General features: G+C 63.1%; 24 protein-coding genes and 1 pseudogene. 7 read left to right on the plus strand and 18 right to left on the minus strand.

The window, feature by feature from the left end; translation table 11 throughout:
- Positions 1 to 351: 351 nt before the first annotated feature.
- The 5 genes from NKI38_RS22915 to NKI38_RS22935 all read left to right on the plus strand — a co-directional run bounded on the left by NKI38_RS22915 (position 352) and on the right by NKI38_RS22935 (position 5,615).
- Positions 352 to 1,944 carry an ABC transporter substrate-binding protein gene (locus NKI38_RS22915; protein WP_352661021.1) on the plus strand — a complete coding sequence of 531 codons (1,593 nt, stop codon included), beginning with the start codon at positions 352 to 354 and terminating at the stop codon, positions 1,942 to 1,944.
- A gap of 51 nt (positions 1,945 to 1,995) precedes the next feature.
- Positions 1,996 to 3,003, plus strand: a complete 1,008-nt coding sequence (locus NKI38_RS22920; protein ID WP_352629922.1) for an ABC transporter permease subunit — start codon at positions 1,996 to 1,998, stop codon at positions 3,001 to 3,003.
- A gap of 70 nt (positions 3,004 to 3,073) precedes the next feature.
- Positions 3,074 to 3,928, plus strand: coding sequence for an ABC transporter permease subunit (locus NKI38_RS22925; protein ID WP_352661114.1), 855 nt, complete (start codon positions 3,074 to 3,076; stop codon positions 3,926 to 3,928).
- 2 nt (positions 3,929 to 3,930) lie between these two features.
- Positions 3,931 to 4,788, plus strand: coding sequence for an ABC transporter ATP-binding protein (locus NKI38_RS22930; protein WP_352661023.1), 858 nt, complete (start codon positions 3,931 to 3,933; stop codon positions 4,786 to 4,788).
- On the plus strand, positions 4,785 to 5,615 hold the full coding sequence (locus NKI38_RS22935) for a dipeptide ABC transporter ATP-binding protein (RefSeq protein ID WP_352661025.1): 831 nt from the start codon (positions 4,785 to 4,787) through the stop codon (positions 5,613 to 5,615). Before NKI38_RS22930 ends, NKI38_RS22935 begins: the two co-directional genes overlap by 4 nt.
- 82 nt (positions 5,616 to 5,697) lie before the next feature.
- Here the strand turns inward: NKI38_RS22935 and NKI38_RS22940 are convergent.
- From NKI38_RS22940 to NKI38_RS22970, 7 genes and pseudogenes are all read right to left on the minus strand, one after another.
- Positions 5,698 to 6,133, minus strand: a pseudogene (locus NKI38_RS22940) (transposase); the annotation flags it as partial.
- Positions 6,134 to 6,353: 220 nt separating this feature from the next.
- Complete coding sequence (locus NKI38_RS22945) at positions 6,354 to 6,902, minus strand: hypothetical protein (protein ID WP_352661028.1); 549 nt, start codon at positions 6,900 to 6,902, stop codon at positions 6,354 to 6,356.
- Positions 6,903 to 7,113: 211 nt separating this feature from the next.
- Positions 7,114 to 8,391 (minus strand): cysteine desulfurase-like protein, encoded by a 1,278-nt coding sequence (locus NKI38_RS22950; RefSeq protein WP_352661031.1) that lies wholly within the window; start codon positions 8,389 to 8,391, stop codon positions 7,114 to 7,116.
- A 40-nt stretch (positions 8,392 to 8,431) separates the two neighbouring features.
- Complete coding sequence (locus tag NKI38_RS22955) at positions 8,432 to 9,106, minus strand: amino acid ABC transporter permease (RefSeq protein ID WP_126067529.1); 675 nt, start codon at positions 9,104 to 9,106, stop codon at positions 8,432 to 8,434.
- Between the two features lie 151 nt (positions 9,107 to 9,257).
- Positions 9,258 to 10,055 carry an ABC transporter substrate-binding protein gene (locus tag NKI38_RS22960; RefSeq protein ID WP_352629913.1) on the minus strand — a complete coding sequence of 266 codons (798 nt, stop codon included), beginning with the start codon at positions 10,053 to 10,055 and terminating at the stop codon, positions 9,258 to 9,260.
- 73 nt (positions 10,056 to 10,128) lie between these two features.
- Positions 10,129 to 11,328 carry a pyridoxal phosphate-dependent aminotransferase gene (locus tag NKI38_RS22965; protein WP_352661034.1) on the minus strand — a complete coding sequence of 400 codons (1,200 nt, stop codon included), beginning with the start codon at positions 11,326 to 11,328 and terminating at the stop codon, positions 10,129 to 10,131.
- Between the two features lie 175 nt (positions 11,329 to 11,503).
- Complete coding sequence (locus NKI38_RS22970) at positions 11,504 to 12,280, minus strand: HpcH/HpaI aldolase family protein (protein ID WP_352661036.1); 777 nt, start codon at positions 12,278 to 12,280, stop codon at positions 11,504 to 11,506.
- Positions 12,281 to 12,402: 122 nt separating this feature from the next.
- Here NKI38_RS22970 and NKI38_RS22975 point away from each other — a divergent pair, with 122 nt between their 5' ends.
- On the plus strand, positions 12,403 to 13,494 hold the full coding sequence (locus NKI38_RS22975) for an LLM class flavin-dependent oxidoreductase (RefSeq protein WP_352661038.1): 1,092 nt from the start codon (positions 12,403 to 12,405) through the stop codon (positions 13,492 to 13,494).
- A 171-nt stretch (positions 13,495 to 13,665) separates the two neighbouring features.
- On the opposite strand, the gene NKI38_RS22980 is transcribed toward NKI38_RS22975, so the two are convergent.
- The 5 genes from NKI38_RS22980 to NKI38_RS23000 all read right to left on the minus strand — a co-directional run bounded on the left by NKI38_RS22980 (position 13,666) and on the right by NKI38_RS23000 (position 17,536).
- Positions 13,666 to 14,061 carry a RidA family protein gene (locus NKI38_RS22980; RefSeq protein ID WP_352661040.1) on the minus strand — a complete coding sequence of 132 codons (396 nt, stop codon included), beginning with the start codon at positions 14,059 to 14,061 and terminating at the stop codon, positions 13,666 to 13,668.
- A 63-nt stretch (positions 14,062 to 14,124) separates the two neighbouring features.
- A complete protein-coding gene (locus NKI38_RS22985) occupies positions 14,125 to 15,273 on the minus strand; it encodes an acyl-CoA dehydrogenase family protein (RefSeq protein ID WP_352661042.1) in 1,149 nt (382 codons plus the stop codon).
- Positions 15,274 to 15,504: 231 nt separating this feature from the next.
- Positions 15,505 to 16,317 (minus strand): enoyl-CoA hydratase family protein, encoded by an 813-nt coding sequence (locus tag NKI38_RS22990; protein ID WP_352661044.1) that lies wholly within the window; start codon positions 16,315 to 16,317, stop codon positions 15,505 to 15,507.
- Entirely contained in the window at positions 16,314 to 16,784 is a 471-nt protein-coding gene (locus NKI38_RS22995; protein WP_352661046.1) for a MarR family winged helix-turn-helix transcriptional regulator, read from the minus strand. The genes NKI38_RS22990 and NKI38_RS22995 overlap by 4 nt, the downstream gene beginning before the upstream one ends.
- A complete protein-coding gene (locus NKI38_RS23000; RefSeq protein WP_352661049.1) occupies positions 16,778 to 17,536 on the minus strand; it encodes an SDR family NAD(P)-dependent oxidoreductase in 759 nt (252 codons plus the stop codon). The genes NKI38_RS22995 and NKI38_RS23000 overlap by 7 nt, the downstream gene beginning before the upstream one ends.
- Positions 17,537 to 17,682: 146 nt before the next feature.
- On the opposite strand from NKI38_RS23000, the gene NKI38_RS23005 reads away from it, so the two are divergent.
- Positions 17,683 to 18,786, plus strand: coding sequence for an ISAs1 family transposase (locus NKI38_RS23005; RefSeq protein ID WP_352661051.1), 1,104 nt, complete (start codon positions 17,683 to 17,685; stop codon positions 18,784 to 18,786).
- A 156-nt stretch (positions 18,787 to 18,942) separates the two neighbouring features.
- Here NKI38_RS23005 and NKI38_RS23010 read toward each other — a convergent pair whose 3' ends face one another.
- The 6 genes from NKI38_RS23010 to NKI38_RS23035 all read right to left on the minus strand — a co-directional run bounded on the left by NKI38_RS23010 (position 18,943) and on the right by NKI38_RS23035 (position 25,598).
- A complete protein-coding gene (locus NKI38_RS23010; RefSeq protein WP_352661054.1) occupies positions 18,943 to 21,228 on the minus strand; it encodes a bifunctional salicylyl-CoA 5-hydroxylase/oxidoreductase in 2,286 nt (761 codons plus the stop codon).
- A 140-nt stretch (positions 21,229 to 21,368) separates the two neighbouring features.
- Positions 21,369 to 21,968 carry a VOC family protein gene (locus NKI38_RS23015; RefSeq protein WP_352661057.1) on the minus strand — a complete coding sequence of 200 codons (600 nt, stop codon included), beginning with the start codon at positions 21,966 to 21,968 and terminating at the stop codon, positions 21,369 to 21,371.
- 77 nt (positions 21,969 to 22,045) lie between these two features.
- Positions 22,046 to 22,882, minus strand: a complete 837-nt coding sequence (locus tag NKI38_RS23020; RefSeq protein WP_352661060.1) for an ATP-binding cassette domain-containing protein — start codon at positions 22,880 to 22,882, stop codon at positions 22,046 to 22,048.
- Positions 22,875 to 23,753: an ABC transporter ATP-binding protein gene (locus NKI38_RS23025; protein ID WP_352661063.1), complete on the minus strand. Its 879-nt coding sequence runs from the start codon at positions 23,751 to 23,753 to the stop codon at positions 22,875 to 22,877. Before NKI38_RS23025 ends, NKI38_RS23020 begins: the two co-directional genes overlap by 8 nt.
- On the minus strand, positions 23,750 to 24,598 hold the full coding sequence (locus NKI38_RS23030; RefSeq protein ID WP_352661065.1) for an ABC transporter permease: 849 nt from the start codon (positions 24,596 to 24,598) through the stop codon (positions 23,750 to 23,752). The genes NKI38_RS23025 and NKI38_RS23030 overlap by 4 nt, the downstream gene beginning before the upstream one ends.
- Positions 24,591 to 25,598 carry an ABC transporter permease gene (locus tag NKI38_RS23035; RefSeq protein WP_352661067.1) on the minus strand — a complete coding sequence of 336 codons (1,008 nt, stop codon included), beginning with the start codon at positions 25,596 to 25,598 and terminating at the stop codon, positions 24,591 to 24,593. Before NKI38_RS23035 ends, NKI38_RS23030 begins: the two co-directional genes overlap by 8 nt.
- Between the last annotated feature and the right edge of the window lie 174 nt (positions 25,599 to 25,772).

The raw sequence follows: 25,772 nt of genomic DNA on the forward strand, positions 1-25,772 counted from the left end.
TTGGTGACCGTGCAAGTCTTGCCCCTGCGGCAAGGCGGCGAAAGATTTGCCGTCGAAAAGTCTTCCTGCCGCCGACACTCCCAACCGCTATCCTGCCGTATCCTCGGCCGCACGGAAGCGCGCACGGCATCGATATCGCCGGATCGGCGATCAATAAAAAAATGCGGTCGTTAATAATCCCGTGAATGGAAAAAACTGCTAATTTTTTCTGCTATTTAGCAAAATTGCGGATTTTTTTCCTGCTTCCCGCGGGGTAAGCAAACGGGGTGTTCCAAAGCCGGAAAAACGGTGCTTATATGCGCGCTTCGCGAGCCTGACAGAGGGGCTTGGAATAACATCAGGGAGTGCTCAATGAAGAAGAAACTGACTTTTGTAGCCGCGTTGCTGGCTGCAAGCGTCCTGGGCGGCGTGGCCAACGCGAAAACCTTGGTCTATTGCGCGGAAGCTTCGCCGGAAGGTTTCGACCCGGCGCCGTATACCGCTGGCCAGACGTTCGATGCGTCCTCGCGCACCGTCTTCAACCGCCTTGTCGAATTCGATCACGGCAAGACAACGACCTCGCCGGGCCTGGCCGAAAGCTGGACGATCTCCGACGACGGCAAGGAATATGTCTTCAAGCTGCGCAAGGGCGTCAAGTTCGCCGCAACCGACTATTTCACTCCGACGCGCGACTTCAACGCCGACGACGTGGTGTTCTCGTTCGAACGCCAGGTCGACAAGAACGGCCCCTGGCTCCAGTACATCCCGGGCATCGCCTACCAGTATTACAATGACCAGTTCGGCGACAACATCACCAAGGTCGAGAAGGTCGATGACTTGACGGTGAAGTTCACCCTCAAGGAACCGGCAATCACCTTCATCCCGACGCTGGGCATGGACTTCGCCTCGGTCGTCTCCAAGGAATATGCCGACAAGCTGCAGGCGGACAAGACACCGGAACTGTTCAACCAGAAGCCGATCGGCACCGGCCCGTTCATCTTCGTCGATTACCAGACCGACGCGGCCATTCGCTACAAGGCCAATCCGGACTATTGGGGCGGCAAGCAGAAGATCGACGATCTGGTCTTCGCAATCACCACCGATCCGGCGGTGCGCGCGCAGAAGCTCAAGGCCGGCGAATGCAACATCATGTCATACCCGGCACCGGCCGACATTGCCGGCCTGCAGGCTGAAGCGAGCCTGAAGGTCGACGAGCAGGAAGGCCTCAATGTCGGCGCGCTGATGTACAACACCCAGCAGAAGCCGTTTGACGACGTGCGCGTCCGCAAGGCGCTCAACATGGCCATCAACAAGAAGGCCATCATCGACGCCGTCTTCCAGGGTGCCGGCCAGGTGGCGATCAATCCGATCCCGCCGACCATGTGGTCCTACAACAAGGAAGTGAAGGACGATCCCTACGATCCGGATGCGGCCAAGAAGCTGCTTGAGGAAGCCGGCGTCAAGGACCTCAAGATGAACGTCTGGGCCATGCCGGTGTCGCGCCCGTACATGCCTAATGCCCGTCGTACCGCCGAACTGATCCAGGCGGACTTCGCCAAGGTCGGCGTCACCGTCAACATCGTCAGCTACGATTGGGGTGAATACCTCAAGCGCGCTTCCGCGGTCGATCACGACGGCGCCGTCATCGTCGGCTGGACCGGCGACAATGGCGATCCGGACAACTTCCTCGGCGTGCTCCTGAGCTGCGCTTCCGTCGGTTCGAACAACCGCGCGGAATGGTGCAACAAGGACTTCGATGCGCTCATCAACAAAGCCAAGACCGTTTCGGATCAGGCCGAGCGCACCAAGCTCTATGAACAGGCACAGGTCATCTTCAAGGAACAGGCACCTTGGGCGACGCTCGCTCACTCCAAGGTGTTCATGCCGATGCAGAAGACCGTCACCGGCTTTGCGATGGATCCGCTCGGTATCCATCGCTTCGACGGCGTCGATATCGCCGAATAAGGTTCGCGAAACGGGGGCGGCGCCACAAAGTGCCGTCCCCACTCGCCCGCCATGCTGCGTTATATCCTCGGCAAGCTCGCCCTCATCATTCCGACCTTCATCGGGATAACCATCCTCGCCTTTGGCTTCGTGCGCATCCTGCCCGGTGATCCGGTGCTGGTGCTTGCGGGCGAACGTGGCCTGTCGCCCGAACGCCACACGGCACTAATGCACCAGTTCGGTTTCGACCTGCCGATCTGGCAACAGTACCTGACCTACCTGACCAACATCCTCAGCGGCGATTTCGGCACCTCGTTTTCCACCAAGACGCCGGTGCTCAAGGATTTCCTGGTGCGCTTCCCGGCAACGGTCGAGCTCGCCATCTTCGCCATGATCTTTGCCGTCATCCTGGGTGTCGCCGCCGGCATCTTCGCCGCCATCCGCCGCGGCTCCTGGTTCGATCAGATGACCATGGGCACGGCGCTGGCAGGCTATTCCATGCCGATCTTCTGGTGGGGTCTGCTGCTGATCATCGTGTTCTCCGGCACGCTGCACTGGACACCGGTTTCCGGACGCATCGACCTTCTCTATTTCTTCAAGCCGGTGACCGGCTTCATGACCATCGATTCCCTGATCTCGGGGCAGAAGGGCGCCTTCCGTTCGGCGCTGTCGCACCTCATTCTTCCGACCGTCGTGCTCGGCACCATCCCATTGGCGGTCATCGCCAGGCAGACGCGGTCGGCGATGCTTGAAGTGCTCGGCGAAGACTATGTGCGGACCGCGCGCGCCAAGGGCCTGGCGCCGCGCCGCGTCATCGGGTTGCATGCCTTTCGCAACGCGCTGATCCCGGTCGTCACCACCATCGGCCTGCAGGTCGGAACGCTGTTGACCGGCGCCATCCTGACCGAGAGCATCTTCTCCTGGCCCGGCATCGGCAAATGGATGATCGACGCCATTTCCAAGCGCGATTATTTCACCGTGCAGGGCGGGTTGCTTTTGATCGCGCTGATCGTCATGTCGGTGAACCTCATCGTCGACGTGCTCTACGCCGTCATCAACCCACGCATCCGGGCCAACTGACATGAGCAACGAAGGCCCAGCCACCATCGAAGCCGCGACCGTCGTCAAGCCGCAGGACGCAAGGCTGCAGATGTTCGGCGAGTTCTGGCACTACTTCTCCGTCAACAAGGGCGCGGTGCTCGGGCTCTTCGTCTTCGCGCTGCTGATCCTGATCGCCATCTTCGCGCCGCTGCTGGCGCCGCATTCGCCCGACGATCAGTTCCGCGACTTCTTCCTGACGCCGCCGGCCTGGCAGGAGGGCGGTAACGCGCAGTTCCTGCTCGGCACCGACGCAGTCGGTCGCGATATGCTGTCGCGGCTGATCTACGGCTCGCGCTTCTCGCTCGCGATCGGCTTCGTCGTCGTCACGTCAGCGCTTATCTCGGGCGTTATCCTCGGCCTGCTCGCCGGCTACTGCCGCGGCTGGGTAGACACGCTGATCATGCGCATCATGGATATCATCCTGGCCTTCCCGTCGCTTCTCTTGGCCCTCGTGCTGGTCGCGGTGCTCGGGCCTGGCCTTGTCAACGCCATGATCGCCATCGCTTTCGTGCTGCAGCCGCATTTCGCCCGGCTCACCCGCGCCGCCGTAATGGCCGAGAAGACCCGCGAATATGTGATCTCGGCCAAGGTCGCCGGCGCCAGCCATCTGAGGCTGATGCTGGTCACCATCCTGCCAAACTGCATCGCGCCGCTGATCGTGCAGGCGACGCTGTCCTTCTCCAACGCCATTCTCGAGGCAGCCGCCCTTGGCTTCCTTGGCATGGGCGCGCAGCCGCCGACGCCGGAATGGGGCACCATGCTGGCCGAAGCGCGCGAGTTCATCCTGCGCGCCTGGTGGGTGGTGACCTTCCCCGGTCTTGCCATCCTGATCACCGTCTTCGCCATCAACCTGATCGGCGACGGCCTGCGCGACGCGCTCGACCCCAAGCTGAAGAGGTCGTGAGCATGCCACTGCTCGAGATCAAGAACCTCACCGTTTCCTTCGACACCGCGGCCGGACCGTTCATGGCCGTGCAAGGCATCGACCTGTCGATCGAGCCGCGCGAGGTGCTGGCGATCGTCGGCGAGTCCGGCTCCGGCAAATCGGTGGCGATGCTGGCGGTGATGGGGCTGTTGCCCAACACGGCGACGGTCAAGGCCGACCGCATGGCCTTCGACGGCGTCGATCTCCTGAAGCTTAGCCCGTCCGAACGCCGCAAGATCGTCGGCAAGGACATCTCGATGATCTTTCAGGAGCCGATCGCCAGCCTCAACCCGTGCTTCACGGTTGGCTTCCAGATCGAGGAGGTGCTGCGCTTCCACATGGGCATGGATCGCGCCCAGCGCCGGGCGCGGGCCATCGAACTGATGAAGCTGGTCGGCATCGCCGATCCGGAAGAACGGCTGAGCTCGTTTCCGCACCAGATGTCCGGCGGCCAGTGCCAACGCGTCATGATCGCCATCGCCATTGCCTGCAATCCGAAACTGCTGATCGCCGACGAGCCAACCACGGCCCTTGATGTCACCATCCAGAAGCAGATCCTCGATCTCTTGGTTTCGCTGCAGGCCAAATACGGCATGGGCCTGATCATGATCACCCACAATATGGGCGTGGTTGCCGAAACCGCAGACCGCGTCATTGTCCAGTACAAGGGCCGCAAGATGGAAGAGGCCGACGTGCTGTCGCTGTTTGAATCGCCAAAGAGCAACTACACGCGCGCGCTTTTGTCGGCGCTGCCGGAAAATGCTGTCGGCGACCGGTTGCCGACCGTGTCCGACATGCTGTTCGAGCCGGCCCCCTCTGCAGCGGGAGCCACCTCATGAGCATCACCGTTCTCGAAGGCAAGAACATCGTGCGCGACTACCACATCGGTGGTGGCTTGTTCACCGGGCCGCGCACGGTGCATGCGGTCAAGGGCGTCTCCTTCAAGGTGGACAAGGGCAAGACGCTGGCCATCGTCGGCGAAAGCGGCTGCGGCAAGTCCACGCTTGCCCGCATCATCACCCTCATAGATCCGGCGACTTCGGGCGACCTGTTCATCGACGGCAACAAGGTCGACATCGCCAGGAACGCATTGACGAAGGAGATGCGCCGCAAGGTGCAGATCGTTTTCCAGAATCCGTACGGATCGCTCAATCCGCGCCAGAAGATCGGCGACGTGCTGGGCGAGCCGCTTTTGATCAACACCGACAAGCCGGCGGCCGAGCGGCGCGACCTGGCGATGAAGATGCTGAAGAAGGTTGGGCTCGGCCACGAGCACTACAACCGCTATCCGCACATGTTCTCGGGCGGCCAGCGCCAGCGCATCGCCATCGCCCGCGCGCTGATGCTGAACCCAAGCCTGCTGGTGCTGGACGAGCCGGTCTCCGCGCTCGACCTTTCAGTGCAGGCGCAGGTGCTCAACCTGCTCGCCGACCTGCAGGACGAGTTCCAGCTGACCTACGTCTTCATCAGCCACGATCTGTCCGTGGTGCGTTACATCGCCGACGACGTGATGGTAATGTATTTCGGCGAAGCCGTCGAATACGGCTCGCGCGACGAGGTCTTTGCCGACCCCAGACACAGCTATACGAAGACGCTGTTCGCCGCGACCCCGCGCGCCGACGTCGCCTCAATCAAGGCAAGACTGGCGAAGAAGAAGGCGGCTTAGCGTCTCTTCGTCATGCTAGGGTCTGCGGGACACCTCGCTCCTTGCTTCGCCCAGGGATGACGACGCTGGAGTAGCCGCCGCAGGATTTTTGGTGGTTGATGCGCTTGGTTAGGAACCGGGCATGCAGGGCGTCCCAATGGGTCGCTTCGCCGGGGTAGAGCATGGCAGTCGGGTGGACGCTCTTGCCGACATGGGCGACCGACTGAGCTTCGGAATTGAACACGTTGGTCGAGGTCCGCCCGGCGCGCTCACGCATCACCACAACAACCCGCCGCTTGCCGGTCTGATGCATGGCAAGGCGACGGTCAATGCGGTCGGTTTTATTGTTGGCGGGGCGGATATGGCCGCCGAAATAGGCGCCGTCCACTTCCACATGACCCGAGAGCGGATCACCATGGTTCTGTTCCATGGCGATGGCTTCACGAGGTTTGTGGCTCAGAACGAAGGTGGTTTTGTATTGAACGTCAAGGTCGCGGCTCAATTTGCAACGCGGCATGGCGGCCCTTCGCCTTGCGCACGGCGCTGGAATCGCGTGGCATTCAATTCACAGAAAATGGCATAACCGGGCCACCTTGAAGGGCAGCCCGGTTTGACGAATCCATCAGAGTCTGGTACAGAATTTGGTGGACCGACGGGGAGTTGGACCCCGCGCCCCATGGTGCAAACCCAGGAACGGAAACCACTTCCCGGCCCAGCCAGGCAGCTCAGGCGCTGGAACGCCCAAGCCGCCCAAAAGGGTCAACTCATGTTGTCATGTTCCACCTCCCGGTCGGGCTCACCGCCTTGCGCACTGGGTTGAGACAAGCCCGCTGACTGTTCCCCCGAGGAAACGTGGTCAGCGGGTTTTTCGTTTTCGGATGGTTCGCCACCCGAAGATTTCAGTGTCCAACCGGCTCGGCCATGGGAGACAAACTCAGGCTGGTGGTAGAGCATCGCGGACAAATTGTTGACCGGGAAATGCCCTGCCAACCTGATGCCGCGTTCAGTCAGTTTCTCATAGATAGCCGACGTCCTCAGGGGCGATTGCACCAGGGACAGGATTTCGCGGGATGCATCGAGCGCCGCCTGCCTCATCGGGTCTGCCTGCCGGCCGCGCGGCTTCCGGATTGCGTCGGCGACGCCGGCAAAACGAGGCGTCTGTTCAGGTGCCGTTGCGGGTGCCTCGCCATTATAGATGGCGAGGACGCGCCGCAGTTCGTGCAGCTTCACGAGCCGGGGGTCAGGGCTCGCTTTCAGCGAAGCCTCAAGACCGTAGATCTCGTCTTGGAGAGCCTTCTTGAAGTCCATAGCAATGGGCGCCTTCGTTTTCGATGACGCCCATATGCCAAAGATTCACCGAGTCTACAAGCCACCCATCCATTAAAATATCGCGTGGGTGGGTTATTTTTGTGGAGGGAAACTCCAGATTTTGCTTGACTCGTGATTCGTGGGTGGCGGAACGGAGCCGGAACCGAATCGAACCTTTCCCATCCATCCTACGTTTAGGTGTGACTGCTGCCTAATACCGCAATTTGGCGATGATGGCGCGCAGCGCTTCGCCGAAGCGGTGGACCTCCTCGACCGTGTTGTAGTGGACCAGCGAGGCGCGGATGGCGCCGCTGTCCATCGACAGGTTGAGGCGCTTCATCAGTCGTGGCGCGTACATGTGGCCGTCGCGGATGCCGATCTGCAGTTCGGCCATTTCCTCGACGATCCGCTGCGGCGACAGCTTGCCGATGTTAAAGCAGAAGGTCGGTACGCGTTCGGTGATGCGGGCCTCGTCAGCAACGCCGTAGATGGTCGCGCCGCAACCTTTCAGCACCGCAAGCATCTCGCGCGCCAGCACCAGCTCGTAGTCGCGGATGGCGCCCATGCCGGCGACGATGTTTTCACGCCGCGAGCGGTTGTTGGAGGGCGCAAGATTGCGGCCGATCAGTTCCAGATACTGCACGGCTGCATCCATGCCGGAGACGTTCTCGTAGATGAAGGTTCCGGCCTCGACCTTGTAGGGCGGCTCGTCGGGAATGAAGTCCTCGCGGAAGGTCGGCAGCCGCTTCAGCGTTTCGAAACGGCCCCACAAGAAGCCCATATGCGGCGAGAAATTCTTGTAGCCGGAGCAGACGAGATAATCGCAATCCCAGGCCTGCACGTCGATCAGCCCGTGCGGCCCGTAATGCACGCAATCGAGGAACACTTCGGCGCCGGCCGCGTGCGCGATCTCAGCCACCGAGGCGACGTCGACGATCGAGCCGATCGAGTGCGCGGTGACCGTGCAGGCGACGAGGCGGGTGCGATCCGAAACCAGCGGACGCAGATCGTCGACATGCAGATTGCCATCCTCGCGCATCCGCCACCATTTGAATTTCGCACCGGCGGATTCCAGCGCCAGCCATGTCGCGATGTTGGCGTCGTGGTCCATGTCGGTGATGACGATCTCGTCACGCTCCCCGAGCATCTGGCCGATGCCGAGGCTGACCAGGCGGATGAACGAAGTGGCGTTCATGCCGAAGCAGATTTCCGCCGGGCTGTAAGCGTTGATCAGCAGCGCGACGCTTGTCCGCGCATCGGCGACCGACTGGTCGACAGTGACGCTGCGGCCATAGCGGCCGCCACGCTGCACATTGTGCGAAACCAGATGGTTGGTCACTGCGTCGAGCACGCTCTGCGGGATCTGCGCGCCGGCGGCATTGTCCAAGAAAATGAAATCGCCGGCCTGCTGCAAGGCGGGGAACATGGCGCGGATGGTGTCGACGGGGAACGCGGTGACGTTCGCATTGTCGGTTTGATGTCTGTTCACGGGGGTAGGCTCCTGCAAAGGACTTGGGCGGGGGGTGAGGTCAGCGCTTCTTTTCGGTCTTGAAGCGCTCTTCAAGCAGGCTGACGAGGCGCACCATCGGCCAGAGAAAGATGAGATAGACAAGCGCCGCACCGATCAGCGGCGAGGGGTTGGCGTAGAGCGACTGCGCGTTGGTCGCTTCCTTCAACAGTTCCGGCAGCGCCACGGTGGAGGCGAGCGAGGTGTCCTTGAACATCGAGACGCAGTTGCTGGTCATCGGCGGGATGACAACGCGGATCGCCTGCGGCAGCACCACCTTGCGCAGTGTCAGCAGGAACGGCAGGCCAAGTGCCTGTGATGCCTCGAACTGGCCGCGTGGAATGCTTTCGATGCCGGAGCGGAACACCTCGGCCGAATAGGCCGACATGATGAAGGCGAACGCCGTCACCGCCGACGCCCAGGACGACAGACGGATGCCGAGGAACGGCAGCGCGTAGTAGATCAGGATCAGCACGACCAGCACCGGCAGGGCGCGGAAGATGTCGGTGTAGCCGACCGCGAGCCAGCGCAGCGGCTTCGGCGCATAGAGTCGCACCAGGCTGATCACCAGGCCGATGGGGATGCCGATGCCGATGCTCAAGATGCCGAGCAGCAGCGTGTTCAGGAAGCCGCGCAGCAGCGCCGGCAGGCTGGACATGATGACATCGGGGTTGAAGAAGGTGTCGAGCAGCGACATGGGAGCGTTCCCGAACCCCAGAGCAAAGAATGCTCACGTTAAAATCGATTGACCTCACCGACGGCGAGGTGCTTGCGGCGGAAGCCGGCGCTGGAGCATGAAATGAATCGTGCCGACTTGGAAAGCCGGCACGATTTCAATGCATTACCACTCAGGCCTTCGGCAGCGGCATTTCCTTCATGGTCGAAGAGTCGGCGGGCGCGTCGCTGCCGAACCACTTTTTGTGGATAGCGGCCAGCGTGCCGTCCTTCTTCATCGCGCTCAGCGCGTCGTTCAGCTTGCCGAGCAGCGGATGGTCCTTGGTCATCATCAGGCCGTATTGTTCGCCGGTCTTGATGCGCTCCTTGACGACCAGGTCCTTCATCTTGGTGAAGGAGTATTCCATGCCTGGAATGTCGCTGACGGCGGCATCGACGCGTCCGGCGCTGAGGTCGAGCAGCAGGTTCTGCTGCGTGTCGTAACCCTTCACGTCGCTGAAGCCGTCGGCTTCCTGATGCGCTTTGACCCAGGTCTCGCCGGTCGAGCCGGACAGCACGCCGACGATCTTGCCCTTGAGGTCGGCTTCGGCCTTGATCGCGCTGTCGGTCTTGGTGGCGATGCCCATGTCTGAATCATAATAGGGCTGGGTGAACGACTGCGACTTCAGCCGCTCCGCCGTGATGGTGATCGACGAAATGGCGACATCGATGCGCTTCGACGTGGTGGCGGCAAACAGCGCCTGGAAGCCGAGATCGGCGATGTCGGTGGTCATGCCGACGCGCTTGGCTGCCTCGTTGACGATGTCGACTTCAAAGCCTTCGAAGGTACCGCTCTCGTTCTTGTACTCGAACGGCGGATTGGTCGGGTAGGCGCCGACATTCAGCACGTCGGCGGCATAGGCGGTGGCGGGGCCGGCGGCGATGCCGATGGCGGCGGCGAGAAGAAGCAATTTACGGCGAGTGAAGCTCATTTGTGTTCCCTCTGTTGTTGATCGGGCGGGTTGCTCCCGCACGGTTTTTTGCCGCCCCACTTCAGGCAGGGCGTCAATTCATGGTAGCGACCATGCGGTCGAGCGCGGTCGCTATCTCTTTGCGCTCACGGCACACGCACATCCGCAGGAAGGCCGTGGCCGAACTTCCAAAGAGATGCCCGGGCGCCAGCCCGACGCGCGCCGTCTCCAGGATTTTGGCGCAGGCGCGACGTGCGTCGCTTTCACCGTCCATGGCGAAGAAGGCATACATGCCGCCGCGCGGTTTGGTTGGCAAAATGATGCCCGGAATTTCCGCCAGCCTGTCATAGGCTAGGTCAAGGCCGGTTCTGATCCGCTGCCGGATCTCCTCGACAAGCGGCTCGCCCTGGCGAATGGCCGCCGCAGCACCGGCCTGGATGGGGGCTGCCGTGCCGCTGTTGACATATTGGGTCATGGCGCCGAGCTGCTCGGCCACCCCGGACGGATGCGTCAGCCAGCCGATACGCCAGCCGGTCATTGCCCATGCTTTGGAGAAGCTGTTGACCGATAGCACCCGGTCGCCGTCCTCGGCGATCTGCAGGATGGAAGGGGCAACGTTACCGTCGAAATAGAGCCGGCCATAGACCTCGTCGGAGATGATCCAGATGCCGGTGCGCCGGCTGAAATCGAGCAGCGCCTGCATCTCCTCGCGCGATGCGGTCCAGCCGGTCGGGTTGGATGGCGTCGACAGGAAGATCGCCCGCGTGCGTGCGTCGCAGGTCGCAAACAGCCGGTCGAGATCGAGATGCCAGTCGCCCTTGAAGTCGAGCGAAAACGGCCGTGGCTCGCCGCCGATCAGGTGGATGGCGTTGTGGATGTTGGGCCATTGCGGCGCGACATAGACGACGTTGCTGCCAGTATCGACCAGCAGTTCCAGCGCCAGATACAGCGCCTGCATGCCGCCAGGTGTCACCGTGGTGCGCGAGATCGGGATCGACCGGCCGTGCAGGCGTGTCTGGTATTCCGACAACGCCTCATTCAAGGGGCCATGGCCGCGCATATTTGGAACGTAGAAGGTCAGGCCTTCATCGAAGGCGGCCTTGGCAGCGTCGCGGATGAAGGCCGGCGTCACCATATCGCCTTCGCCGTACCACAGCGCGATCACATCGCCGAGTTCACGCGCCCGCACGGCAAGGTTGGCGATGTTTTCTGTGTGCAGATCGCGAATCTGGGCGCGCACGCCGTCGAAGGCATAGCGCGCGCTGGACGATGACTGGGGCAGTATGAACGACAAGGACTGAAACCCCTCCCACCCGGAACACCACGATGAACAGGCCGGCAAGCCCCTCCGGCACGGCAATCGCCATCGATTTTGGAATGCTTATCCAAAGTGCGGCGGTTTTCAAGGCGAAAGTTTTAAGCTTAAAAAGTTTGGCAGGAATGTTGCCCCGACGATACGCCTCTTTGTGCTAGCCGCGCTCGCCTCGTGCCAGTTCGGCCCGCGCGGCGGAAGAACCGGCGGCCGCACCCGCCCCGAGAAACATCGTGTCGCTGGCCAGGATGAAGAAGCTGGCGCCGATAGCTGCCCATTGCCCGACAGGCTGCGGGCTGGCGCAAAAAATGCCGGCGGCCTTGTCGTGCACGATCGTCACGCCGACGATCGTCCGGATCGCCGCATTGAGTTCGTCAGCGCCTTTCGGACCGAGTGCATCGATCGACACCGAAAGATCGCCGGGGCCGACGAAGATCACATCGATGCCGTCGACGGCCGCGATCGCGTCGATGTTGGCCAACCCTTCCGCGGTCTCGACCTGGATCGCGACGACGATCCTGTCGTTGGCGCCGGCCAAATATTCGGGAATGCGATAGCCATAGCCGGCGGCGCGGCCGGGTCCGACGCCGCGCTCGCCTTTGGGCGGATAGCGCGAGGCCTTCACCGCTGCTTCGGCCTGGGCGGCGGTCGAGACGCGCGGCACCAGCACACCTTGCGCGCCACTGTCCAGCGCGGCCTGGATGGCCTCCGGCGCATGGCCGGGAACGCGCACCATGGCCGGCACGCGATGCACATCGGCCGCGCGCACCATGGTCTCGATCATGTCCCGCGAGATCTGGGCATGCTCCCAATCGATGCAAAGGAAATCGAGGCCGGACTGCGCCATCACCTCGACCGCGATTGGATGGGGAATGGCGGCAAAGGAACCGACGAGGTTCGTCTTGCCGATGCATTTCTGGCGGAATTCGCTCATGCCGATCCCCAATTTCGTCCTGCCCAAATCCATATCCGCAAACCATCGCGAGGCGAAGCTATTTCATGCTTGAAATATTTTTGCGGGGCCGTAGCGTGCGATCTTCGCCGGGAGGTCGCGACATGAACAAACCACATCCCTTGCACGGCCCGAACAGGCTGAAGCTTGGTGTTTTTTCAACCAATGCCGATGGCGGGCTTGCCATCACCGATGTTCCGGAACGCTGGACGGCGAGCTGGCAGGACAATCTGACGGCCGCGCAGATCGCTGACCGCGCAGGCCTGGAATTCATGCTGCCGATCGCGCGCTGGCGCGGTTTTGGCGGTCGCAACAAGGTGCGGGAATGGTCGTTCGAGACCTTCACCTGGGCGGCGGCGCTTGCGGTCGCCACCGAACAGATCGGCCTGTTCATGACCGTGCATGTGCCGCTGGTGCATCCGCTCTATGCCGCCAAGGCGCTGGCGACGGTCGACCACATCAGCCAGGGCCGCGCGGGCTTGAACATCGTCTGCGGCTGGAACCCCAAGGAATTCGGCATGTTCGGCACGCCGCTGGTCGAGAAGGGCTACGACCAGGCAGCGGAATGGATCGAGATACTCGAAAAGCTTTATGCGTCGGCTGAGCCGCTCGACTACGAAGGCAACTACTATCGCCTCAAGGAAGCGGTGAGCCGACCGGCCAGTCTGCAAGTTCCGCGACCCGTGACCATGAACGCTGCTTTCGGCGGGCCGGGCCGCGATTTCGCCGCCGCCCGATGCGATTATCTGTTCACGACCTTTTCGGAAATGAGCGATGCCGGCAAGCATGTCGCCGATATCAGCGAGCGGGCCGACAAGGCAGGCCGCGACGTCGGCGTCTACACCGTGGCGCATGTCGTCTGCCGCCCGACGATGGAAGAGGCGCAGGCCTATTACGCGCGCTATGCGGTTGAGATGGCCGACCATGAGGCGGTCGATGCCCACACGGCAGGCAAGAAGGAATTCTCGCAATCGCACGACCCGCATGCCTATGACCGCTACCGGCAGCGTTTCGCCGGCGGCGCCGGCACCTACCCGCTGATTGGAACGCCGGAAACGATCGCCGCCGACATGGCCGCCATTGCCGGGCACGGCTATCAGGGCATCGCGCTGTCCTTCGTCAACTACACGCAGGAACTGCCCTATTTCTGCAACCACGTGCTTCCGATTTTGAGACAGGCAGGCCTGCGCGGGTAGTAGCATTGCTAGGGCGGTTAGCCTGTTGGCAACCAGAATTTGTCAGTCACTTTCGGTGGATCATCGTGAACATTCGGAATTAGCCGAAGCCTTCCCAACGTCGTCATCCCAGGGTCTCCGCCGCGTCGCTTCGCTCCTTGCTCCGCTCGTGGATGACGAAGTGATGAGCGTTTATTCCGGAATGACGGCGGTCGCCTGGATCTCCACTTTGGCGCGGTCCTCGACCAGCGCTATCACCTGCATGGCGGCCATCGCCGGAAAGTGCCGGCCGATCACCTCGCGATAGGCCTCGCCGATGCCCCTGAGATTGGCGAGGTATTCGGCCTTGTCGGTGAAATACCAGGTCATAGAGGTGATGTGCTGCGGTCCGGCACCGGCCTCGGCCAACACCGCCACGATGTTCTCGAGCGTCTGCCGCACCTGGCCGACGAAGTCGTCGGTCTCGAACTGGCATTGGCCGTTCCAGCCGACCTGTCCGCCAACGAAGATGAGCTGGCCGCGTGCCGCGACGCCATTGGCGTAGCCGACAGGTTTTGCCCAGCCTTCCGGCTGCAGAATCGTGTGCATTCAAAACCTCCCGGTATTCCAAAAACCAATTTTCAAAATCGAATGCCCGTCAAATCTCTGCCGTCAGGCCGCGCCCATCACTTGCCGCGCAATCACCACTTTCTGCACGTCGGAGGCACCCTCGTAGATGCGCAGCGCGCGAATCTCGCGATACAGGCTTTCGACGATATGGCCTTTGCGGACACCGTCGCCGCCATGCAGCTGCACGGCCTTGTCGATCACCTCTTGCGCCTTGTCGGTGGCGAACAGCTTGGCCATCGCCGCCTCGCGGGTGACGCGGGGCGCACCCATGTCCTTGGTCCATGCGGCGCGGTAGACCAAAAGGGCTGCCGCATCGATGTCGAGCGCCATGTCGGCGATATGGCCCTGCACCATCTGCAGTTCGCCCATCGGCGCGCCGAACAGTTTGCGCTCGGCTACGCGTTTGATGCTTTCATCCAGCGCGCGGCGGGCAAAGCCAAGCGCCGCCGCCCCGACAGTCGAGCGGAACACGTCGAGCACCGACATGGCGATGCGGAAGCCGTCGCCCGGTCTGCCGATCAGCGCCGAGGCGGGCAGGCGGACCCGGTCGAAAGACAGCCGCGCCAGCGGATGCGGCGCGATCACTTCCAGCCGCTCGGCGATGCCAAGGCCCTTGGTGCTATTAGGCACGAGGAAGGCGGAGAGCCCCTTGGCGCCCGGCGCCTCGCCGGTGCGGGCAAAGACGACATAGAGATCGGCGATGCCGCCATTGGAGATCCAGGTCTTTTCACCGGACAGAACGTAACTGTCGCCGTCGCGGACCGCCGTCATTTCGGTGTTGGCGACATCCGATCCCGAGCGCGGCTCCGACAGGGCGAAGGCGGAAATCGCCTTGCCGGCGCGCGTCTTCGAAAGCCATTGCTGCTGTTGCGGCGTACCGAACAGGCTGAGCGCCCCGGTGCCCAGCCCCTGCATGGCGAAGGCGAAGTCGGCGAGCCCGTCATGGCGCGCGAGCGTCTCGCGCGTAATGCAAAGTGCGCGCACGTCGAGTGGCCCCGGATTGTCGGTGTCGAGCGCTGTCGGCTTCAGCCAGCCGTCCCGGCCAAGCTTGCCCACCAGCTCGCGGCAGGCGGTGTCGACATCATGGTGATCGACCGGCAGGTTTCTTGCACACCACGCCTCCAGTTGGTCGGCCAGCCCGCGATGGTGGTCTTCAAAGAACGGCCAGTTGAGGAAGGAACGGTCAGGCATGTTTGCCTCCGCAGTGCTTGGAGCGTTGCGCTCTACGGCGCCCCCCTCTGTCCTGCCGGACATCTCCCCCTCTAGGGGGGAGATCGGCTGTCATTGCCGCTTTTGCCAATCGCCAGCGCTGCAAGATGGGAGCCGGCGCCCAAGCTGCCAATCTCCCCCCTTGAGGGGGAGATGTCCGGCAGGACAGAGGGGGGCGCTGTCCTACTAACGTCTCCACGAAAGGCACCATCCTCAATCCCCCTCGAACACCGGCTTTTCCTTGGCCACGAACGCCTTGTAGGCGCGCTCGAAGTCGCGGGTCTGCATGCAGATCGCCTGCGCCTGCGCTTCCGCCTCGATCGCTTGGTCGAGACCCATCGACCATTCCTGGTTGAGCTGCGTCTTGGTGATGCCGTGGGCGAAGGTCGGGCCGGAGACGATGCGCGCCGCCATGTCGAGCGCGTCGGCCTCGAGCGCTGCGGCATCGACCAGCCTGTTGTAGAAGCCCCAGCGTTCGCCTTCCGCCGCCGTCATGGTGCGGCCGGTGTAGAGCAGTTCTGCGGCGCGGCCCTGGCCGATGATGCGCGGCAGGATCGCACAAGCGCCCATGTCGCAGCCGGCGAGGCCGACGCGGGTGAACAGGAACGCCGTCTTCGCTTCCGGCGTAGCGATGCGGATGTCGGAACTCATGGCTATGATGGCGCCGGCGCCGACCGCGACGCCATCGACCGCCGCAATGATCGGCTTGCCGCAATTCAGCATCGCCTTGACGAAATCGCCGGTCATGCGGGTGAAGGCAAGAAGCTGCTTCATGTCCATCTTGACCAGCGGCCCGATAATGTCATTGACATCGCCGCCGGAGCAGAAATTGCCGCCATTGGAGAGGAACACCACGGCGTCGACGTCGTCGGCATAGACGAGGTCGCGGAACGTGTCGCGCAGCTCGGCATAGCTGTCGAAGGTCAGTGGGTTCTTGCGCTCCGGCCGGTCGAGCCGGACCCTTGCGATCCTGCCCTCGACCTCCCACAGGAAATGCTTCGGCTTGCGGCCGGCCATCGCGGTCATTCGCGTCCCTCCCAGTTGCTGCGGAACGAAGTCAGCATACCGGTCAGCCGGCGCGCGTCGTCCTCGCTGACCTTGCCCAGCAGTTCGCCGATCCAGCCTTCATGCGCCGCGGCGATGGTGGCAAAGGCCTGCGTGCCTTCCTCGGTCAGCCGCACCATCGAGGTGCGGCGGTCGCCATTGCGGCGCGCGCGTGCCACCAGCCCTTCCGAAACCAGCCGGTCGACAATGCCCGTGACATTGCCGTTGGACACCAGCAGGAAGCGCGACAGGTCGCTCATCAGCATGCCCTCCGGCACCCGATAAAGGGCTGCCATCACGTCGAAGCGCGGCAGCGTCGTGTTGAACTCCTTCTTCAGCCGCTCGCGCAGCTCGGCCTCGATTGTGCGCGAGGCACGCAGCAGCCTGATCCACAGACGCAAGCGGTCCTTGCCGGGTCCCGACGGCGCGGGCAGGGGGCCGGCTACCATGTTTCGCCTCCTGAGATGGAAATCGCCTGTCCGGTGATCGATTGGGCGGCGTCGCCACACAGCCACAGCACAGCGGCGGCGACCTCTCGCGGCTGGATGAAGCGGCCTTGCGGATTGGTCGAGGCCAGGCTCGACCGCGCCTGTTCGACAGAGCGGCCCGTCTTCTCGATGATGCGCTGAATGGATTCCTCAAGCATCTCGGTCTCGACGAAACCTGGGCACACGGCGTTAACGGTGACGCCCGACTTCGCCGTCTCGGCAGCAAGAGCCCGCATCAGGCCGACGACGCCATGCTTGGCGGCGACGTAAGGCGCGACATAGGCGTAGCCTTTCAGCCCTGCCGTGGAGGCGATGAAGACGATCCGCCCCGCCTTGCGCGCGGCCATGCCGGCCAGCGCCGGTTTCACCGTCAGGAAGGCGCCGGTCAGATTGACGTCCAGCGTCCGCTGCCAGTCGGCAAGCGTAGTCTTGTGCGCCGGCGTGCTGCCGGCCATTCCGGCATTGGCCACGACGATGTCGAACGGCCCGCGCACGGCTTCCGCCCTCTCGTAAAGCGACGCCATCGCCGCCTCATTGGTGACGTCGGCGGCGATGCCGGAGATGCGGTCGTTTTCGCCAGCGACCTTGGCAAGCTCCGCTTCCCGGCGGCCGCAGATGGTGACGTCGATGCAGGCATCCGCCAGAGCCAGCGCGATGGCTCGGCCAACGCCGGAGCCGCCGCCGGTGACCAGCGCATGCTTGCCCGCGATCATGCGCCAATCCTCGAAACTTGGCGCCAAGTACCCCCACCCCTAACCCTCCCCACAAGGGCAGGGGAATCGCACATGAGTACAAACGGACTCTTGTGTGGTGTGCGGAAATCGATTCTGAGAGGACCTCTGAATGATCGGAGGCCGTGATGGTGTTTCTGGATGTATTCGGCGAGGTGCCGGACCCACGGGACTTGACCGCGCAGCACTCGTTGCCGGAGATTTTGTTCGTAGCACTTGCGGCGGTGCTTTGCGGGGCGACGCACTGCACGGAGATGGAGCTGTTTGCCAGGAACCGTCTCGATCTGTTGCGGCAGTTCATTCCGCTCGAGCGTGGCGCGCCCAGCCACGACACCTTCAGCCGGGTGCTGGCGGCTCTCGATCCTGTCGCCCTCAACGATGCCTTCATGCGCTTCATGACCGCGTTCGGCGGGCAGGCGCGCATCGATGCGCCGAAAGGGCAGGTCGCCATAGATGGCAAGAGCCTGCGGCGCGCCTACGCCAAGGGCTGCTCGCATATGCCACCGCTGGTGGTGACCGTCTTTGGCTGCGACACCTTCATGAGCCTGGCCCAGACCGTGGCGCAGAAGGGCGGCGAAGTGCAGGCCGCGATCGCGGCGCTCGAATTGTTGTCGCTCAAGGGGCTGACCGTAACGGCCGACGCCTTGCACTGCCATCGCCGCATGACCAAGACCGTGCGCGAGGGCGGCGGCCACTACGTGATCGCCATCAAGGGCAACCAGTCGAAACTGGCCAGCGAGGCCAAGGCCGCCCTCGACAAGGCGGCGGCCAGCAAAGCAACGAAGTTCCATCAGACCGAAGAGGATGCGCATGGCCGCCACGAGGTGCGGCGTGCCTTCGTCATTCCCTTCGCGCAGACGCCAGGCAGGAATGCCCTCGTCGACCTTTGCGCCATCGGCCGCGTCGAAAGCTGGCGCACCGTCAATGGCAAGACCACGCACAAGGTCCGCTGCTATGCGCTGTCGCGCAAAATGCCGGCAAACGAACTGCTCGCCACAGTACGCCGCCACTGGAGCATCGAGAATGACCTGCACTGGCAACTCGATGTCCTGCTCGGCGAAGATCAAATCAGAGGCCGCAAGAACAACACGGCCGCCAATCATGCCATACTTCGCCGCCTCACGCTCAATGTTCTCAGAGCCGATCCCGAAAAAATCCCGCTCAGCCACAAACGACTCAAAGCACGATGGGCCGACCAAGACCTCCTCCGCCTCTTTACTCATATGCGATAGCCCTGCCCACAAGGGGGAGGGAGAAGGCAGCGGCAGCACCTATCGATCGCAAACTTATGCGGTTTCCGCTGGGTCGAACGCAACATAGTCCCCCTCCCCCTTGTGGGGAGGGGCTAGGGGTGGGGGTACAGCGCCGACGTAGCAAGCGAAAAGCACTCATACTTTCAGCCCCGCCGCATCGCGCTCGGCCAGCCGGTAGAGCTGGTCGCGCCCAGGCAAATAGGGATCCGGCCATTTGACGCCGCGGTCGCCGAGCGTGACCGCGGCATGCAGCGTCCAGTAGGGATCGGCGAGATGCGGCCGTGCCAGCGCCACCAGATCGGCGCGGCCGGCCATCAGGATCGAGTTGACATGATCCGGCTCGTAGATGTTGCCGACCGCCATCGTCGCCATGCCGACCTCGTTGCGGATGCGGTCGGAAAACGGCGTCTGGAACATGCGGCCATAGACCGGCTTTGCCAGTGCCGAAGTCTGGCCGGCCGAGACGTCGCAGATGTCGACGCCAGCTTCATGCAGCAGCCGTGCGATCTCGACCGCGTCGGCAGGCGTCACGCCTTCGATGCCGACCCAGTCATTAGCCGAAATGCGCATCGAGATCGGCTTCTCCGCCGGCCAGGCGGCGCGCACCGCTCGGAAGACTTCAAGGGGATAGCGCATGCGGTTTTCCAGCGAGCCGCCATAGGCATCCGTGCGCCGGTTGGTGACCGGCGTGATGAAGGACGACAGGAGGTAGCCGTGCGCGGCGTGGATCTCGAGCATGTCGAAGCCGCAGCGATCAGCCATCTCGGCGGAGGCCACGAACTCGTCGCGCACCCTGTCCATGTCGGCGCGATCCATTGCCTTCGGCACCTGATTCTGCGGCGACCACGCGACGGCCGAGGCCGCCATGACATGCCAATTGCCGGAGGTCAACGGCACGTCGGTGCCCTCCCAGCCGAGCCGGGTCGAGCCCTTGGCGCCGGAATGGCCGATCTGGGCGCAGATCTTGGCTTCGGTCTCGGTGTGGACGAAATCGACCAGCCTTTTCCAAGCCACTTCATGTTCGGGCGCATAGAACCCGGGACAGCCCGGCGTGATACGGCCTTCCGGGCTGACGCAGGTCATCTCGATATAGATCAGCCCTGCGCCGCCCTTGGCGCGCTCGGCATAGTGGGTGAAATGCCAGTCGGTCGGGCAACCGTCGACAGCCTTGTACTGCGCCATTGGCGAGACGACGATGCGGTTTTGCAGCTTTAGATCGCGCAGCTTGAACGGCGCGAACATCGGCGCGCGGCGTATGCCGCCGGCGCCCGCCTGGCGCTGGAACCATTCCTCCGCACCGCCCAGCCATTCGGCATCGCGCAGCCGCAAATTCTCGTGGCTGATGCGCTGCGAACGGGTCAGCAGCGAATAGTTGAACTGCACCGGATCGAGGCCGAGATAGCGCTCGACCTCCTCGAACCATTCCAGCGAATTGCGCGCCGCCGATTGCAGCTTCAGCACCTCGGTGCGGCGGGCATCCTCATATCTGCGGAACGCGGCCTCAAGGTTCGGCTCGGTTTCGACATATTCGGCCAGCGCTACCGCGCTTTCCAGCGCCAGCTTGGTGCCGGAGCCGATCGAGAAATGCGCCGAAGCCGCCGCATCGCCCATCAACGCCAGATTCTCAAAGGACCAGCGTTCGCACAGCACGCGCGGGAAATTGATCCAGGCCGAACCCCTGATATGGTTGGCATTGGTCATCAGCGCGTGGCCGCCGAGATGCTTGGCGAAGATGCGCTCGCAGACGGCGATCGATTCCTGCTGCGACATCGCGCCGAAGCCGAAGGCAGCCCAGGTCTGTTCGCTGCACTCGACGATGAAGGTCGCTGTCTCGCTGTCGAACTGGTAGGCGTGCGCCCACACCCAGCCATGTTCGGTTTTTTCGAAGATGAAGGTGAAGGCGTCGTCGAATTTCTGGTTGGTGCCGAGCCAGACGAACTTGCATTTGCGGGTGTCGATGTCGGGCTTGAAGATGTCGACGAAAGTGTTGCGCGCCCTGGAGTTCAACCCGTCGGCGGCGACGACCAGATCATGCGTTTCCATGTACGGTCGGGGATCGGCGATATCGGTCTCGAACATGAGCTTGACGCCGAGTTCTCGCGCCCGGCGCTGCAGCAGGATCAGCAGCCGCTTGCGGCCGATGCCGCAGAAACCGTGTCCGGTCGAAACCGTGCGCACGCCGTCATGGATGACGGCGATGTCGTCCCAGTAAGCAAAGTGCTTCTTGATCCAGACGGCGCTGACCGGATCGTTCTTCGACAAATTGTCGAGCGTCTCGGCCGACAGCACGACGCCCCAGCCGAACGTGTCGTCGGCGCGGTTGCGCTCGAACACCGTCACCTCGTGCGCGGCATCCCTGAGCTTCATCGAAATGGCGAAGTAGAGGCCGGCTGGTCCACCGCCGAGAACCGCAACCTTCATGTCTGCGATCTCCTCTTCGCTTGCTGGTTTCAGTATCGCGCCGGCGGCAAATTATTTCAAGCTTAAAGTTTCATATCGAAATGATTGAACGTCGCATCTGTGTGGCGTGCTTGCGGAACATCCGCAAGCACGCATTCCCATCATTTTTCCGGGCTCTTCGGGCTCCACAAAACGGTCTCCGCACCCTTCTCGTAGGCCATGCCCGAGGGGTAGCTGATCGCTTCCAATTGCAGCCCCCAAGGCGCCTGGAAGTAGAGGATGGTCTGGCCGGCGGCCGGCCCTTCCTTGACCGGCAATGGTCCCATCCTTGTCTTGACGCCCTTGGCGTCGAGATAGGCCTTGGCGGCGGCGACATCATCGACATAGAAGGCGATATGGAAGCCGCCAATGTCGCTGTTCTTCGGCGTCAGGTCCTTCTGATCGGGCGCGGTGTATTTGAACAGCTCGATGTTCGATCCGTAGCCGCAGCGCACCATGGTGACCTGCTCGATCACCGCTTTCGGATCGACACCCAGAAGATCCTGCATGAAGGTGCCCTTGTCGTCGGCAAACGGGCCGAACGACATCGCCTTCTTGCAGCCGACCACTTCGGTGAAGAAGTCGATCGCCTGCTTCATGTCGGGAACGGTGATGCCGGTGTGATCATGCCCGCGCATGCCGGGGATCGAGCTGGCAGCGGCGATGCCGGCGCTGCCGAGAATAGCGGCGGCGAGCGTTGCGTTTCGAAGTACCCTCTTCATATTAGTCCTCCTCCATTGGCGGGACTTGGTGCTTGCCTGGCGCACGTCCGAGGCCCGCTTTCCGGCGTGCGTTGTATTCATGTCGAGGCTCTGGCGGCAGAAGGAATGTCCAGCCAGCCGGCGTCGATTTCGGGCAGGGGAATGGCCGCGATGAGGTCGCGCGTGTAGGCCTGCCGAGGATTGTCGAACAAGGCGTCGGTGGCGCTAGCTTCGACGATCACGCCTTCGCGCATCACGATCACCTGCCGGCACAGCCGCCGAATGACCGACAGATCGTGGCTGATGAAAGTGACCGTCAGGCCCATCTCCGCCGCGAGTTTCTCCAGAAGAGTAAGGATCTGCGCCTGCGTCGACACGTCGAGGCCGGAGACGATCTCGTCGGCCAGCACGAATTTCGGCGACAGCGCCAGTGCGCGCGCAATACCGACGCGCTGGCGCTGGCCGCCCGACAGTTCGTGGCGGTAGCGGCTGGCAAAGCTCTGTGGCAGGCCGACGCGCTGTAGCGCCTCGGCGACGCGTGTCTTCAGATTGTCGCCAAGGCCATTCTGCTTCAGGGGTGCTGCGATGATGCTGGCGATGGTGCGGCGCGGGTTGAGCGACGACATCGGGTCCTGGAAGATCATCTGCAGGTCACGGCGCAGTGGCCTGAGTTCCGCTTCCGGCAGATGGGTGATGTCGCGGCCTTCGAAACTGATGCTGCCGGCGCTCGGTTCCAAAAGGCGCACCAGGGCGCGGCCGAGCGTCGACTTGCCGGATCCGGATTCGCCGACGATGCCGGTCACAGACCCCTTGGGCAGGTCGAAATCCAGCCCTTTCAGGATCTGGGCCAGCGGCGCGCGGCCGATCAGCGGCTTGCGCGTCATGTCGGGCAGGGCGACCTTCAGGCCGCGCACGGAAAACAACGGCTCACCCATGGGGTCGCTTCCAAGCCTGATCGGCGGCAGCGATCTCTGAAGCAAGCCCGGCCAGCACCGCCTCGTCCACCGGCTTCAGCGAGGCGTATGGATCGGTGTAGCGCGGCGTCGCCGCCATCAGCGCTCGGGTATAGGGATGCTGGGGGGCGGCGAAGAGGGCAGCCGTTTCGGCCTCCTCCACCACCTTGCCGGCATAGAGCACCGAGACCTTCTGGCTGATCTTGGCGACGACGCCGAGATCGTGGGTGACGAACAGGATTGCCGTGCCGTGCTCGCGCTGCAATTGCGCGATCAGACGCAGTATCTGCTTCTGCACGGTGACGTCGAGCGCCGTCGTCGGCTCGTCGGCGACGATCAGCCGGGGTTCGGCGGCGAAAGCCGCGGCGATCAGCACGCGCTGGCGCATGCCGCCGGAAAGCTCGTGCGGATAGCTTTTCAGCACCCGGTCGGGGTCGCGGATCTGCACCTCGTCCAGCAACTGGCGAACGCGCCGATCAGCTTTGTCGCCACTCCAGCCGAGGATGCGCACCAGCCGGTCCGTCATCTGCGGGCCGATACGCCGCGATGGGTTGAGTGCGGTCAGCGGGTCCTGCGGGATCAGCGCCGTGCGGGCACCGATCAGCGTGCGCCGTGGCTTGGGCTGGAGCTTGCCGAGGTCTTCGCCTTCAAGCAGCATGTCGCCTTCGACGATGCGCACGCTCGGCGGCAGCACGCCAAGCACCGCCTTGCCGATCATCGTCTTGCCGGCGCCGCTCTCGCCGACCAGCGCGCGCACCTCGCCGGGCTGGACGGCAAGCGACACCGAGCGCAGCACGCGCTGGCCGTTCGGCAGCACGGCGCTCAGATCCCTGATGTCGAGACAGGCGCTCATCGCAGCACCGGGTCGAAGCGCGTCTTCAGCGCTTCGCCGAACTGGCTGAACGACAGCACGGTCAGGATCAGCGTGATCAGCGGAAACACCAGCACCCACCAGGCCTGATGGATGGACAGCCGACCCTCGGCGATGATGCCGCCCCATGTCGGATCGTCGGTCGAGATCGACAGATTGACGAAGGACAGGATCGCCTCGACGATGACGGCGATGCCCATTTCCAGCGACAGCAGCGCCACGATCGACGGCACCACATTGGGCAGAACCTCCCGCAGCATGATGCCGATGCGGCCATAGCCGGCGATGCGGGCGTTCTCGACATAGTCCATGCGCGACTGGCCCATGGTCTCGGCGCGGATCACCCGGCAGAAGCGCGTCCAGTCGATGATGGCGATGGCGAGGATGACGGAGCTCAAGCCAGTACCGAGCACTGCGACCAGCAATATGGCGAACAGAACAGGCGGGAATGCCATCCAGACATCGACGATGCGCGAGATGATGCGGTCGGCCCAGCCGCCGAAATAGCCGGCGACCAGACCGAGCGTCGAGCCGACCAGGCACGCGGAAATGGCTGCGGCGAAGGCGACGATGAAAGCGATACGGCCGCCGAAGATCAGCCGGGAGAGCAGATCGCGACCGAGGCTGTCGGTGCCCAGCCAGTAGCCGGGCTCGGCACCATCAATCCAGAATGGCGGCAGCCGCTCCAGCATCAGATCCTGTGCCAGCGGATCTTGCGGCGCCACCAGCGGCGCGAAGATCGCGGCCAGAAGCGCCAACAGCAACCAGCCGCCGGCAAGCCACAAACGCGGCGACACACCTCGCCTTCGAGCACGGCTCTCATCCATGACGCAGCCTCGGATTGAGCAGCGCATACATCATGTCGACGGTGAGGTTGATCAGCACGAACAGCAGCGCGAAGATCAGCACGATGCCCTGGATCAGCGGCAGGTCGCGGTTGATGACGGCATCGATCGCCATATTGCCGAGGCCCTCGTAGGAGAACAGCCGCTCAACGATGACCGTGCCGCCGATGAGGAAGGTGAACTGCACGCCGACCAAAGTGAGCGTCGGCAATGCAGCGTTCTTCAACGCCTCGCGCAGGATGACCTGCGTTTCCGAAAACCCCTTCACCCGCGCCAGCACGACATAGTCGAGGTCGAGCATTTCCTTCAGCGACTGTTTCAGCAGTTGCGAGATGATCGCCGCCAACGGCAGCGCCAGCGCCACCGCCGGCATCAGCATGTGTTTCAGGAGATCCCAGGTGAGGTCGAGGCGCAGCCGAAGCAGGCTCTCGAACAGATAGAACTGAGTAACGAAGGGCAGGTCGAGTTGCGGCGACACCCGGCCGGAAATGTCGAAGATCGGCACCAGTACGCCGAACAACAGGATCAGCACAAGGCCCCACAGGAAGTCAGGAATGGAGAGCGCCGCGCCGCTGGCGATGTCGATGCCGGCCTCGACCGCCGTGCCGCGCTCGCGTGCGCCGATGATCGCCGTCGTGCCGCCGAGTGCCACCGCCATCATGAGCGCGACGATGGCGAGCTCCAGCGTCGCCGGCAGCCGGTTGAAGACGAGGCCGAGTACGTCCTGCCTGAGCGAGATCGAGGTGCCGAAATCGCCCCTTACGACGCCGGACAGCCAGATGAAGAACTGCTGCACGATGGTTTTGTCGAGCCCGTAGAGCGCCCGCAGCCGGTCGATGTCGGCATCCGTTGCGCCGGGCGGCAGCATCATGGCGATCGGATCGCCGGGCGCGACACGGATCACGACGAAGACGACGACGGCGACGCCGAACAGCGTGATCAGCATCGCCAGAAGACGGACCAGGAATCTTTGCAGGAGCATTCTGGCATAGGCCCAATGCGTTTCAGTGACTGATGGAACGAACAGCCCCCTCATCCGGCCGCTTCGCGGCCACCTTCTCCCGGAGGGGAGAAGAGGTCGCAGACGGCTGAGCCAGTCTCTTCTCCCCAGCGGGGAGAAGGTGGCCCGAAGGGCCGGATGAGGGGCCCGCGCAGT

Source organism: Mesorhizobium sp. M0621 (genome assembly GCF_040320745.1).
Lineage (GTDB): Bacteria > Pseudomonadota > Alphaproteobacteria > Rhizobiales > Rhizobiaceae > Mesorhizobium.